The organism is uncultured Streptococcus sp. (genome assembly GCF_963511325.1).
Classification (GTDB): Bacteria; Bacillota; Bacilli; order Lactobacillales; family Streptococcaceae; genus Streptococcus.
This window is the reverse complement of the sequence record NZ_CAUPII010000044.1, coordinates 1-12,157: the sequence shown is the minus strand read 5'-3', so window position 1 is coordinate 12,157 and position 12,157 is coordinate 1. Positions and strand designations below refer to the sequence as shown.

Below are 12,157 nucleotides of genomic sequence, written 5' to 3'. Positions count from 1 at the left end.
TTTAGACTAATTTCCACTTTGGTCAGGAAAGTGGAAGTTACTTTGAGAAATTACCTTTTTTTCAACTATCAACTTTCAACTTGACAAGTGAGTGGATACTCACTATAATAGTTTTATATTTCAAAAGTGAGTAAATACTCACCTAGGAGGATTCAAATGAAAAAATTGTTACATTTAAAAGATTTAGAAAAATCTTTTGGTCGTCAAATGGTCTTAGATCACGTTGGTTTTGATTTACAGCCTGGAGAAATCATTGGTCTAATCGGTCCATCAGGTGCTGGTAAATCAACTATGATTAAAACCATGCTAGGAATGGAAAAGGCGGATAGCGGTATCGCTTTAGTCTTGGACCATACTATGCCAAATCGTCATATTTTAGGTGATATTGGCTATATGGCTCAGTCTGATGCTCTTTATGAGGCCTTGTCAGGTCAAGAAAATCTAGAATTTTTTGGTCAGCTAAAAGGGCTATCCAAAAGAGATCTGACAGCTGAAATTGCCCATGTGGCTCAAGTTGTGGATCTGACAGAGCATTTGAATAAAACGGTATCCGGTTATTCTGGAGGAATGAAGCGACGCTTGTCTTTAGCCGTCGCGCTTCTGGGGAATCCTCAGCTCTTGATTTTGGACGAACCGACAGTTGGAATCGACCCTTCTCTTCGAAAGAAAATCTGGAAAGAATTATTCGCGCTTAGAGACAATGGGGTAGGGATATTAGTTACTACCCATGTTATGGATGAAGCAGAGTTAACGGATAAGGTCGGCTTATTATTAGGTGGAAAAATCATTGCTTTTGATACACCGCAACACTTAAAAGATAGTTATCAAGTTTCAAGTATTGAAGAAGTCTTTTTGAAAGCAGAAGGAGAGTAAGATGAGAACCATTGCTATTGCTAAAAAAGTTATCAAAGAATTGCTTCGTGACAAACGAACCTTGGCTATGATGTTTGTAGCGCCGGTATTTATTATGTGGCTGATGAACCTCATGTTTTCAGCTAGTACAACCGTGAATGTCAAGTTAGCGACACAAGATCTACCAACTGGTTTGGTAACAAAAATGGATGAGCTCGATCATGTGGACGTCGAGACTTATCAAGACTTAGATCAGGCTAAAAAAGCTCTAGCTGACGAGAAAGTAGATGCAGTCATATCGTATAAAGATGGTGAGTATCAGGTCGACTACGCAAATACGGATGCTTCTAAAACAACTATGACACGACAAGTGTTACGAACAAGTATCGTCAATGAAGGCACCGATCAGTTATTATCTCGTGTCAAACAAGCTCTTCCACAATTGAAATTAGATGAAAAGGCGCCTGAAATCAAAGAATCTTACCAATATGGAGATAAAAATACTGGATTCTTTGCACGTATGATTCCAATTTTAATTGGCTTTGTGGTCTTCTTCTTTGTCTTTTTGATTTCTGGTATGGCACTGTTGAAAGAGCGAACAAGTGGAACCTTGGATCGCTTGTTAGCAACCCCAGTGAAACGTTCTGAAATCGTCTATGGCTATATGTTGTCTTACGGTATTATTGCGATTTTTCAAACGGCAGTTGTCGTTTTAGCAGCAATTTGGCTACTAGATGTAGAAGTTGTAGGAAATATTTTAAATGTTATAATAGTTAATGTGGTACTGGCTCTTGTAGCACTAGCTTTTGGAATTCTCTTGTCTACTCTAGCAAAATCAGAATTCCAAATGATGCAATTTATTCCTCTCGTGATTATGCCCCAACTTTTTTTCTCAGGAATTATTCCATTGTCATCCATGGGAGAATGGGCTCCAACTGTGGGGAAATTTTTGCCATTAACCTATTCTGGTGATGCAATAAGCCAGATTATTCTTTACGGACACAATCTTGGTGATATTTTGTCAAATCTTGGTGTTTTAATGATTTTCTTGATCATTTTAACAATTCTCAATATTGTTGGATTGCGTCGTTATCGTAAAGTTTAGAAATCAACATAAATAATGCTAAAAAGGTGTGAAGATTGGATGGATAAGACTGTTTTTGAATCGTTTGAAGATTACTTAGAAGAAGCGAATTACCCTCAAGGAAAGAAAAAAATCATGCAGGCAGCAGTGGATCTCATATCAACCAGGAGTTACCATGGGACCTCAACTCTTCACATAGCTGAGCGTGCTGGACTAAGCCAGGCAACTTTGTTTAAGTATTTTAAGACGAAGGATGATTTACTGACGGCTATTTTACATCCTGTAGTCCCAGGCATTCTCGGTAGTTTTTTTGAGGAACTCTTAGCTTTTGAAACGACAGAAGAGAGGGTTCGTTATCTCGTCCATAATCGTATGAGCTATCTCAAAAAAAATCGTGCCTTGATGAAAATCATTCTACAAGAGAGTTTTTCAAATAAAAAACTAAAAAATGAACAGATTTTTATCTGGAATGCTATTCAAGATAAACTTCGAGTGCTTCATAAGGAATTGCTAGCAGATCCACGTGTAAATCCAGAGATAACGATTCCTCAAATGGTTCGCATCTGTATAGGTCCATTGTTAGCTTACTTCTCTCAACTATATGTCGTTGGCGTCAATGGCGAAATGAGAGAAGAGGACTTAGGCTTATTGGAAAAACAAATCTTAGGTGGTTTGTGGAAATAGGAGGAGTATAGGAATTAGTTCTTTTTGCTTTAGGTTGAGCAACACATCATAAGAAGTATTTTCTAATATTAAAAAACATAATAATTTAAAGAAAAAACTCTTATCCCTAGCATATTAACAGCTTGGAATAAGAGTTTCTTATGTTATTAGGACGAGAAAGAATTATTCTCCGTCTTTTTTAAAGATGTTTTTTACGCCAGATACTGCACCTTCGACAGCTTCTTTTGCATCTTCAGCAACTTCTTTAGCTTTTGAAGCTACCTTTTCTGCAGCTCCTTCTGTTTGAGTTTTTGTATCGCCAGTTAGTTTACCAAAGCCTTCTTTAACAGAACCTTTAGCTTGGTTGAATTTTTCTTCGATTGACATGGGGGATACCTCCGTTAATTTTTTGTATTATCTAAATTACATCAGATATTGGTTTAAGTATATACCCTTTTATGCTAAAAAGCAAAAAACTGATACGAAAAGCATCAGTTTATTTTTTAATAGGTTACAACATTCAATTGACCTTTATCATATTCAGCGATAAAGATATTTGAGACTTCTTCGAAACCTTCTTCTTTCAATTTCTCAGTTAGCCACTCCTCGGATTTGCCAATGGTTTCTAGGATTTCAACTTGGACAACACCGTCTGTGATGACTGGGTACTTAGGATTTTCGTCACCCATTCTTACGACAATTAGTTGTCCGTTTTGCTCAATCACAGCTCTCTTGACATCCTTTAATTGAAAGATTCCTTGAGCGCGCAATTTAAGAGCAACATCAGCAGCAGCTAGACCTTTTGAGCGACAGGCTTCTGGATCTAATGTTCCATTTTTAATGATAATCGTAGGTTTTCCGTCAATCAGATGTTTAATGAAGGAAACATTGGTATTCAACCATTTGAGGAGTAAAATGAGAATAGTCCAAATAATGAGGATAACAATGTATTGGATGATGGTGATAGAACTATTGTAGATAACCCCACCGATAATACCCCCGAGAACAAAGTTCTGGATTTGATCTACTGCAGAACTTGGTGCTAAATTTCCTTTACCTGTTACGTTAATAACAAAAACAAGAGAAAGTAGCCCCAAGGCTAATTTAATTGCAATCGTAGCAAAAAAGCTTATCATTTTTCAACCTCCACGAGTTCAACATCTGATTTATAGAGTTCCATTTTTTCTAATAAATAGCTATCTTGGTCAGTCCCGCTAATGGCACGATAAAAATGTTCGCCAACCTTAATAATAGCTCCATCAGTTACTGCTGAGGTATTGACATAGACCTCTTTTTTATCTACACCTAATTCTTTTGAAACGACTTCGATAAAGTTTAGGGAAGAGCGGAATTGATTATCATTGGATTGACTGTTTTGAAGATTCGTAATGCTTATCAAAACGAATGCGATTAAGGTCAAAATAGAAATGAGCGATAATTCACGGAACTTGCTCCCTTTTTTATCTTTGAAAGCTTTAAATGCAAAAAATCCAGTCACGATCAGCAGTAAAGCTGATACGATAATCATGGCCCAATTCTGTTGACTGATCTGACTGAGCACATAGTCATAGGAATAGAATTTCATAAGATTTCTCCCTTTTTCAAATTCAATCTATTATAAGATAATTCCTAAGCTATAGCAAGTTTATTATGACGAAAAAAGCATTTAATTGTTGTTTCCTACTTAAGGTAGGTTTTTTCTGATTTGACTTAGGCTTCCGTCTTGACTTTCGTTTTGCTTTTGTTATAATAGTACAAATTTAGAGGAGGTACTCTATGATTCAAAAACATGCCATTCCTATTTTAGAGTTTGATGATAATCCTCAGGCAGTTATCATGCCAAATCACGAAGGATTAGATTTACAGTTGCCAAAGAAGTGCATCTATGCATTTTTGGAGGAGGAGATTGACCGCTTTGCTCAGGAAGTAGAGGCGGAGTGCGTTGGGGAGTTTGTGTCTGCCACTAAAACCTATCCTGTTTATGTCATGAGTTACAAGGGTGAGGAAGTATGTCTGGCTCAGGCTCCTGTTGGTTCTGCCCCTGCGGCCCAGTTTATGGATTGGTTGATTGGTTACGGTGTGGAGAAAATCATTTCCACGGGAACCTGCGGGGTGCTGAGTAATATAGAAGAAAATGCCTTTCTAGTTCCAGTTCGAGCCCTACGCGATGAGGGGACCAGCTACCACTATGCAGCGCCTTCTCGTTATATGGATGTACATGTAGAAGCGATTTCTGCTATTGAGCAAGTCTTGGAACAACTAGGCATTCCTTATGAAGAGGTTATGACTTGGTCGACAGATGGTTTTTACCGAGAAACAGCTGAAAAAGTTGCCTATCGCAAGGAAGAAGGCTGTGCAGTTGTGGAGATGGAGTGTGCAGCTCTTGCAGCAGTAGCCCAGCTACGTGGGGTTGTCTGGGGAGAGTTGCTCTTTACCGCAGATTCTTTAGCCGATTTAGAAAACTATGATAGCCGCGATTGGGGTTCGGAAGCTTTTGATAAGGCGCTAGGTCTCTGCCTTGAGATTGTTAGTCATATGTGAGTATTCTCAGATTTTTGTGGTACAATGTAGCTATGTTATTAAAATCAATTGTTGAAAAAATAAATACCATTCTAGGACGTTTATCACCCGCTCGGAGAATCTTTTTAAGTTTTGCTTTAGTTATCCTCTTGGGGTCTCTCCTTTTGAGTCTGCCATTTGTACAATCTCCAACATCTCATGCCGGTTACTTTGATCATTTATTTACAGCCGTATCTATGGTCTGTGTGACAGGACTTTTTACCTTACCTGTCGCTTCGACCTACAATGTCTGGGGGCAGCTGATCTGTATGTTCTTGATTCAGATTGGTGGTTTGGGTCTCATGACCTTTATCGGAATTTTCTATATCCAGGGCAAGCAAAAACTCAGTCTTCGAGGTCGAGAAACGATTCTGGAGAGCTTTAGCTTCGAAGAAACCCAGTCTCTGAGGGATTTTCTACGTTCCATCTTCCTGACGACTTTTCTAGTAGAAGGCTTCGGAGCCTTTCTGCTGAGTTTTCGTTTTATCCCCGAGTTTGGTTGGGGACGAGGTGTTTTAACGTCTATCTTCTTGGCGATTTCAGCTTTCTGTAATGCTGGATTTGATAATTTTGGAAGTACGAGTTTGCTAGCCTTTCAGACAGATCCTTTGGTTAATCTAGTGATTGCTGGCTTGATTATTACAGGTGGTCTAGGTTTTATGGTCTGGTTTGATTTAGCCACTCAATTGGGAAAGAAGAAAAAACGCCGTCTTCGTTTCCATACTAAGCTAGTTCTCTTCTTAACAGCGGGGATTTTATTTGCTGGAACAGTTTCAACCCTCTTGATAGAGTGGAACAATTCGGGAACGATTGGAAATCTCAGTATCCCTGAGAAATTGCTGGTTAGCTTCTTCCAAACTGTTAGCATGAGAACAGCAGGTTTTGCTTCTATTGATTACACCCAGGCTCGGCCTGTTACTTTACTGATCTATATCTTACAGATGTTTCTCGGTGGAGCACCTGGAGGAACCGCAGGAGGACTTAAAATCACGACCTTCTTTGTTTTGTTGGTATTCGCACGCAGTGAATTTTTAGGCTTACCTCATGCCAATGTAGCACAGAGAACGATTGAACCTCGGACAGTCCAAAAATCATTCAGTGTCTTCATTATTTTTTTATTGACTTTTCTGGTTGGCTTGATTTTACTAGGAATAACAGCAGAAGGGAATCCGAAATTTATCTACCTGATGTTTGAAACTATTTCAGCACTTGCTACGGTTGGAGTAACTGCTAATTTGACACCAGAATTAGGCAAATTAGCTCTCAGCATTGTCATGCTACTGATGTTTATCGGACGAATTGGGCCACTGACGCTATTAGTCAGTTTGGCTGAGTATCGGCCAGATAAGAAAGATATGATTCACTATATGAAAGCAGATATAACCATAGGATAAGAAAGGATAAACTATGTCAGATCGGACAATCGGAATTTTAGGTTTGGGTATTTTTGGGAGTAGTGTTCTCGCCGCTCTTGCTAAGCATGATGTAAATATCATAGCCATTGATGACCATGAGGAACGAATCAATCAATTTGAACCAGTCTTGGCGCGTGGTGTTGTTGGAGATATCACCGATGAAGAGCTCTTGCTATCGGCTGGAATTGATACCTGCGATACCGTAGTCGTCGCAACTGGTGAAAATCTAGAGTCTAGTGTTCTTGCAGTCATGCATTGCAAGAGTCTAGGGGTACCGACTATTATTGCTAAGGTTAAAAGTCATACAGCAAAAAAAGTCCTTGAAAAAATCGGTGCAGATTCAGTCATTTCACCAGAGTTTGAGATGGGTCGTTCGTTGGCACAGACGATTCTCTTTAATAACAGTGTAGATGTCTTTCAGTTGGACAAGAATGTCTCAATTGTCGAGATGAAAATTCCACAGTCCTGGACAGGGCAGAGTCTTAGTCAACTAGACCTTCGAGGACGATACAATCTCAATATCCTCGGTTTTCGTGACTACGAAAATGCTCCCTTAGATGTACAGTTTGGACCAAATGATTTATTAAAACCGGATACCTATATCATGGCGGTGATTAATAACCAATATTTGGATACCCTAGCAAGCCTTAGTGAGTAGAAGAGGAATGACTATTCTTTTTTCAACGACTATTGAGTCAATATAAGTAATTTATAAGAGGGATTTAAGAAAAATTTTAACTTTTTCTTAATCCTTTTTAATTTTAGGAGATTATACTAGAGTCATCAAATAAAGAAAAACTCTAAGGAGAATCCTATGAAATTCAATCCAAATCAGAGATATACTCGTTGGTCTATCCGCCGTCTTAGTGTCGGTGTTGCCTCAGTTGTTGTGGCTAGTGGCTTCTTTGTCCTAGTTGGTCAACCAAGTTCTGTACGTGCCGATGTGGTCAATCCAACCCCGGCTCAAGTTGGGCCAGATGCTACTTCGGTGAGTGAAAAGAGTGACTTACCAGTAGAACTTCTCAAAGAAGCAGTCGATACTGCTCTTCCTTCAGAACAGGCAGACTCAGCACCTAAAGCAAGCTTGGATACTACAAGCTCTCCAGAAAAAGTGAATGTAGCTGATAAAGACCAAGTGGTAGCGCCAAAAGAAGAAGTGCAAGCAAAACCAGAATCTAAGAAAGAAACAGAGGATGCGGTTAAACCTGCGACAAATCCTGCGCCTACAGTTTCTGGACAAGACCGTGAAGCAAATGAAGCTCAACCAGCAACCACTCCAGCTGAAGTGCAAAAGGGCGTGGCCGACAACACTAAAGACACAGTAGATGTCCCAGCAACTTACTTGGACAAAGCCAACTTCCCAGGTCCATTCACAGCTGGCGTCAACCAAGTCATTCCATATGAATTCTTCGCAGGTGATGGTATGTTGACCCGCCTCATCTTAAAAGCATCCGTTAAGGCTCCATGGTCACACAACGGCTCAGCTAAAAATCCAGCTCTCCCACCAGTAGAGAAATTAGGCAAAGGTCTCTACTTCTACGAAGTGGACTTGGCAGGCACTCAAGACAAATCAGACAAAGAGCTTCTAGACCTCTTGAAACAAAACGGTACGCAAAGCTATAAAGCTACTATTAAAGTGTATGGTGCAAAAGATGGCAAAGCAGATTTGAGCAACCTAGTAGCGACTAAGGATTTGGATGTCAACTTGAACGGCTTGACCACTCCAGCTGAAGTACAAAAAGGTGTGGCTGAAAACACCAAAGACACAGTAGATGTCCCAGCTACTTACTTGGCCAAGGCCAACTTCCCAGGCCCATTCACAGCCGGAGTCAACCAAGTCATTCCATACGAATTCTTCGCAGGTGATGGTATGTTGACACGCCTTATCCTGAAAGCTTCTGACAAGGCTCCATGGTCAGACAACGGCTCAGCTAAAAATCCTGCCCTTCCACCAGTAGAGAAATTGGGTAAAGGTCTCTACTTCTATGAAGTGGATTTGGCCGGCACTCAAGGTAAATCAGATAAAGAGCTGCTTGACTTGTTAAAACAAAACGGCACTCAAAGCTATAAAGCAACTATCAAAGTGTACGGTACAAAAGATGGCAAGGCCGATTTGAGCAATCTTGTAGCGACAAAAGATTTGGATGTCAACTTGAATGGCTTGACTACGCCTGCTGAAGTTCAAAAAGGAGTGGCCGACAACACCAAAGACACAGTAGATGTCCCAGCCACTTATTTGGACAAAGCCAACTTCCCAGGCCCATTCACAGCCGGAGTTAACCAAGTCATTCCATATGAATTCTTCGCTGGTGACGGTATGTTGACTCGCCTTATCTTGAAAGCATCCGACAAGGCCCCATGGTCAGACAATGGTTCAGCTAAAAATCCTGCTCTCCCACCAGTAGAGAAATTGGGCAAAGGTCTCTACTTCTATGAAGTGGATTTGGCCGGTACTCAAGGCAAATCAGATAAAGAGCTTCTTGACCTCTTGAAACAAAACGGCACTCAAAGTTATAAAGCTACTATCAAGGTGTACGGCGCAAAAGACGGCAAGCCCGACTTAACTAATCTGGTAGCGACTAAGGATTTGACAGTAAACTTGAATGGACATCAGTCTCTTACTCCGATGAACTCGCAAATGCCAGCTGCTAGTCAGGATAAGATGATGCCTAACAAAGAGCAGGATAAAACCATGAATGCTAGCCAGCCTATGGAAACACCAAGCATGAAACAAGATCAAGCTCCAGCAGCCTCAAGGAAAATGTCTGATGAAGGCAAGATGGCAGCTAATAACAAGGCGTCAAATCCAATGATGGCTGATAAAATGAAAGGCCGAAAAGACATGCTTCCATATACTGGTGAAGCCCAAACATCAATGTCTGCTATTGGATTCTTTGGACTCGCCTTGGCTGGACTGCTGGGTGGTCTCGGTTTGAAAGCTAAAAAAGAGGAAAATGACTAGTCTAGCTACAGACTTTCTATCTAGGATTTGAAAAATCCAGATAGCGATTAGAATGTTCGTAAAGCGATTAAAATAGTGTTATACTATTGTGGTATAGCACTGTTTTTTTCAAAGGAGAGACAGATGGGAAAGACAATTTTACTCGTTGACGACGAGGTAGAAATCACAGATATTCATCAACGCTATCTGGTTCAGGCAGGGTATCAGGTTTTGGTGGCTCATGATGGAGTAGAGGCCTTAGAAATCTTCAAGCGAAAACCGATTGATTTGATTATTACAGATATCATGATGCCTCGGATGGATGGTTATGATTTGATTAGTGAGGTCCAGTATCAATATCCGGATCAGCCTTTTCTCTTTATTACGGCTAAGACCAGTGAGCAGGACAAGATTTACGGTCTGAGCTTAGGGGCAGATGACTTTATTGCCAAGCCTTTTAGCCCACGTGAGCTGGTTTTGCGTGTCCACAATATCTTGCGTCGCCTTCATCGTGGAGGTGAGACAGAAGTAGTCAGTCTTGGGGATTTACGGATGAATCACGGTAGCCATGAGGTCCAAGTTGGAGATGTGGCGCTTGACTTGACAGTCAAATCCTTCGAACTTCTATGGCTTTTAGCTAGTAATCCAGAGCGGGTTTTTTCTAAGACAGACCTCTATGAAAAGGTCTGGCAAGAAGACTATGTGGATGATACCAATACCTTGAATGTTCATATTCATGCTCTTCGACAGGAGTTGGCTAAACATGCCAGTGCAGAAACGCCTACTATCAAAACTGTCTGGGGCTTGGGCTACAAAATTGAGAAAGCACGAGGTAGTTAATGAAATTAAAAAGTTATATTCTAGTGGGGTATATCATTTCAACACTCCTAACGATTATCGTAGTTTTTTGGGCAGTCCAGCGAATGTTAATTGACGAAAGAGAGATTTATTTCCTAGTGGGAATGACTCTCATGGCAAGTTTTGTTGGTGCTGGGATTAGTCTCTATCTCCTATCACCAGTCTTTACTTCATTGGGTAAACTCAAGGAACATGCCAAGCGAGTAGCGGACAAGGATTTTCCTTCAAATCTGGAGGTTCAAGGGCCTGTAGAATTTCAGCAGTTAGGGCAAGCCTTCAATGAAATGTCCCATGATTTGCAAGCGACCTTTGATTCCTTGGAAGAAAGCGAACGAGAAAAGGGCTTGATGATTGCCCAGCTTTCGCATGATATCAAGACTCCCATCACCTCTATCCAAGCGACGGTAGAAGGAATTTTGGACGGAGTTATCAAGGAAGGAGAACAAGCCCATTATCTAGCAACCATTGGACGCCAGACCGAAAGGCTTAATAAACTGGTTGAAGAGTTGAATTTTTTGACCTTAAACACAGCTAGAAATCAGGCAGAGACGACTAGTAAAGACAGCATTTTTCTGGATCAGCTCTTGATTGAGTGTATGAGTGAATTTCAGTTCTTGATTGAGCAGGAGGAGCGAGATGTCCACTTACAGGTGATTCCAGAGTCTGCCCGGATTGAAGGAGATTATGCCAAACTTTCTCGCATCTTGGTGAATCTGGTCAATAACGCTTTTAAATACTCAGCTCCAGGAACCAAGCTGGAAGTGGTGGCTAAGCTGGAGAAGAACCAGCTTTCAATCAGTGTGACCGATGAGGGGCAGGGAATTGCCCCAGAGGATTTGGAGAATATTTTCAAACGCCTTTATCGTGTCGAAACTTCGCGCAATATGAAAACGGGTGGTCATGGCCTAGGCCTTGCGATTGCGGGTGAATTAGCCCATCAATTAGGTGGAGAAATCACAGTTACCAGCCAGTACGGCCTAGGAAGCACCTTTACCCTCCTTCTCAAACTTTCTAGGCTAAATTCCCAAATTAAGTTCCACCGCTAGTAAAAGTGGAAGTTAATCTGATAAAAATCCTAAAAACCAGTGGAATTCCGTGTCAGAGTAAATTCCACTGGTTTTACTAATGCTTGATTTCATCGCTTCTGTAGCCGAAAAGAATCGAAAAAAAGAGCGCACAAAATCCCCTCATCTGAAAGCGTTTCAGATTAAGTTCCGCTATGGTGGAAGTTAGTGTGAGACGTTTGAATGGGGTTGAAGGTTAGTTTTTAGATCTTATGTTGGAGTAATTTAGAAGACTGACAGACGTCTTCTGCAGGTATTTTAGAAATGCCGAGAAGCTTAGGAATTTCTTCTCCGTAAGTAAAAGCAAAGAGTTCATAGGCTGATTTTCCATTCAAAGCAGCGCGCTTGACGCTATTGACATGTGAACAAACGAGATTGATGTCCTCTTGAGTTAAATTGTTAAAGGAAGTTCCCTTAGGTAGAATGTCGCGAATCAGCGTGTGATTTTTCTCAATTCTCCCTTTCTGGTCAGAGCGATTAGGGTCACAAAAGAAAAGCTTACTCTCTCCTCGCACATCCATTTCGATGTCATCAACCCTGGCAAACTCCCCACCATTATCGGTAAGAATGACAGGAAAGAGATGGAAGAAGTCTTTATCCGCTTGGTGAAGAGTGTTCTTGATGTCATAGAGGTGTTTGGTAACCTCAAGGGCAGTTTTATTAACTAGAAGTCTAGCGAAGATAAAGTTACAGAAAGAGAGGTTGAAGGTGAGTAGGACTT

General features: G+C 40.8%; 13 protein-coding genes. 9 read left to right on the top strand and 4 right to left on the bottom strand.

Features of this window, described 5'->3' with window-relative positions; translation table 11 throughout:
- Positions 1-156: 156 nt before the first annotated feature.
- Genes RQ973_RS08980 through RQ973_RS08970 form a run of 3 tightly spaced genes read left to right on the top strand, consistent with a single transcriptional unit; the run spans position 157 to position 2,620 of the window.
- Positions 157-873: an ABC transporter ATP-binding protein gene (locus RQ973_RS08980; RefSeq protein ID WP_021144116.1), complete on the top strand. Its 717-nt coding sequence runs from the start codon at positions 157-159 to the stop codon at positions 871-873.
- Between the two features lies 1 nt (position 874).
- The gene (locus tag RQ973_RS08975; protein WP_006154045.1) at positions 875-1,957 is read left to right on the top strand and encodes an ABC transporter permease; all 1,083 of its coding nucleotides are present in this window, start codon (positions 875-877) and stop codon (positions 1,955-1,957) included.
- 39 nt (positions 1,958-1,996) lie between these two features.
- Entirely contained in the window at positions 1,997-2,620 is a 624-nt protein-coding gene (locus tag RQ973_RS08970; protein WP_049508119.1) for a TetR/AcrR family transcriptional regulator, read from the top strand.
- 162 nt (positions 2,621-2,782) lie between these two features.
- Here the strand turns inward: RQ973_RS08970 and RQ973_RS08965 are convergent, their stop codons facing one another.
- The 3 genes from RQ973_RS08965 to RQ973_RS08955 form a co-directional block, all read right to left on the bottom strand.
- Positions 2,783-2,986 (bottom strand): CsbD family protein, encoded by a 204-nt coding sequence (locus RQ973_RS08965; RefSeq protein ID WP_006153995.1) that lies wholly within the window; start codon positions 2,984-2,986, stop codon positions 2,783-2,785.
- 116 nt (positions 2,987-3,102) lie between these two features.
- Positions 3,103-3,735 (bottom strand): DUF421 domain-containing protein, encoded by a 633-nt coding sequence (locus RQ973_RS08960; protein WP_006154046.1) that lies wholly within the window; start codon positions 3,733-3,735, stop codon positions 3,103-3,105.
- Positions 3,732-4,184 (bottom strand): DUF3290 family protein, encoded by a 453-nt coding sequence (locus RQ973_RS08955; protein WP_049503387.1) that lies wholly within the window; start codon positions 4,182-4,184, stop codon positions 3,732-3,734. The genes RQ973_RS08960 and RQ973_RS08955 overlap by 4 nt, the downstream gene beginning before the upstream one ends.
- A gap of 191 nt (positions 4,185-4,375) precedes the next feature.
- Here RQ973_RS08955 and RQ973_RS08950 point away from each other — a divergent pair, with 191 nt between their 5' ends.
- From RQ973_RS08950 to RQ973_RS08925, 6 genes are all read left to right on the top strand, one after another.
- Positions 4,376-5,140, top strand: a complete 765-nt coding sequence (locus RQ973_RS08950; protein WP_311523732.1) for a nucleoside phosphorylase — start codon at positions 4,376-4,378, stop codon at positions 5,138-5,140.
- A 32-nt stretch (positions 5,141-5,172) separates the two neighbouring features.
- Positions 5,173-6,552 carry a potassium transporter TrkG gene (locus RQ973_RS08945; protein WP_311523731.1) on the top strand — a complete coding sequence of 460 codons (1,380 nt, stop codon included), beginning with the start codon at positions 5,173-5,175 and terminating at the stop codon, positions 6,550-6,552.
- A 13-nt stretch (positions 6,553-6,565) separates the two neighbouring features.
- A complete protein-coding gene (locus RQ973_RS08940; RefSeq protein ID WP_311523730.1) occupies positions 6,566-7,231 on the top strand; it encodes a TrkA family potassium uptake protein in 666 nt (221 codons plus the stop codon).
- Between the two features lie 156 nt (positions 7,232-7,387).
- Positions 7,388-9,535, top strand: a complete 2,148-nt coding sequence (locus RQ973_RS08935; RefSeq protein ID WP_311523728.1) for an SSURE domain-containing protein — start codon at positions 7,388-7,390, stop codon at positions 9,533-9,535.
- 123 nt (positions 9,536-9,658) lie between these two features.
- Complete coding sequence (locus RQ973_RS08930; protein ID WP_248034394.1) at positions 9,659-10,354, top strand: response regulator transcription factor; 696 nt, start codon at positions 9,659-9,661, stop codon at positions 10,352-10,354.
- Positions 10,354-11,418 carry a HAMP domain-containing sensor histidine kinase gene (locus RQ973_RS08925; protein ID WP_311523727.1) on the top strand — a complete coding sequence of 355 codons (1,065 nt, stop codon included), beginning with the start codon at positions 10,354-10,356 and terminating at the stop codon, positions 11,416-11,418. Before RQ973_RS08930 ends, RQ973_RS08925 begins: the two co-directional genes overlap by 1 nt.
- Positions 11,419-11,639: 221 nt before the next feature.
- Here the strand turns inward: RQ973_RS08925 and RQ973_RS08920 are convergent.
- On the bottom strand, positions 11,640-12,157 hold a 518-nt coding region (locus RQ973_RS08920), incomplete at its 5' end, for a transposase (RefSeq protein WP_399553152.1).

What these genes read in the sequence shown, in the direction of transcription:
- RQ973_RS08970 (WP_049508119.1), top strand. Translation starts at nt 1,997, where the DNA reads ATGGATAAGACTGTTTTTGAATCGTTTGAAGATTACTTAGAAGAAGCG.
- RQ973_RS08980 (WP_021144116.1), top strand. Translation starts at nt 157, where the DNA reads ATGAAAAAATTGTTACATTTAAAAGATTTAGAAAAATCTTTTGGTCGT.
- RQ973_RS08945 (WP_311523731.1), top strand. Translation starts at nt 5,173, where the DNA reads ATGTTATTAAAATCAATTGTTGAAAAAATAAATACCATTCTAGGACGT.
- RQ973_RS08975 (WP_006154045.1), top strand. Translation starts at nt 875, where the DNA reads ATGAGAACCATTGCTATTGCTAAAAAAGTTATCAAAGAATTGCTTCGT.
- RQ973_RS08930 (WP_248034394.1), top strand. Translation starts at nt 9,659, where the DNA reads ATGGGAAAGACAATTTTACTCGTTGACGACGAGGTAGAAATCACAGAT.
- RQ973_RS08935 (WP_311523728.1), top strand. Translation starts at nt 7,388, where the DNA reads ATGAAATTCAATCCAAATCAGAGATATACTCGTTGGTCTATCCGCCGT.
- RQ973_RS08925 (WP_311523727.1), top strand. Translation starts at nt 10,354, where the DNA reads ATGAAATTAAAAAGTTATATTCTAGTGGGGTATATCATTTCAACACTC.
- RQ973_RS08950 (WP_311523732.1), top strand. Translation starts at nt 4,376, where the DNA reads ATGATTCAAAAACATGCCATTCCTATTTTAGAGTTTGATGATAATCCT.
- RQ973_RS08955 (WP_049503387.1), bottom strand. Translation starts at nt 4,184, where the DNA reads ATGAAATTCTATTCCTATGACTATGTGCTCAGTCAGATCAGTCAACAG.
- RQ973_RS08940 (WP_311523730.1), top strand. Translation starts at nt 6,566, where the DNA reads ATGTCAGATCGGACAATCGGAATTTTAGGTTTGGGTATTTTTGGGAGT.
- RQ973_RS08960 (WP_006154046.1), bottom strand. Translation starts at nt 3,735, where the DNA reads ATGATAAGCTTTTTTGCTACGATTGCAATTAAATTAGCCTTGGGGCTA.
- RQ973_RS08965 (WP_006153995.1), bottom strand. Translation starts at nt 2,986, where the DNA reads ATGTCAATCGAAGAAAAATTCAACCAAGCTAAAGGTTCTGTTAAAGAA.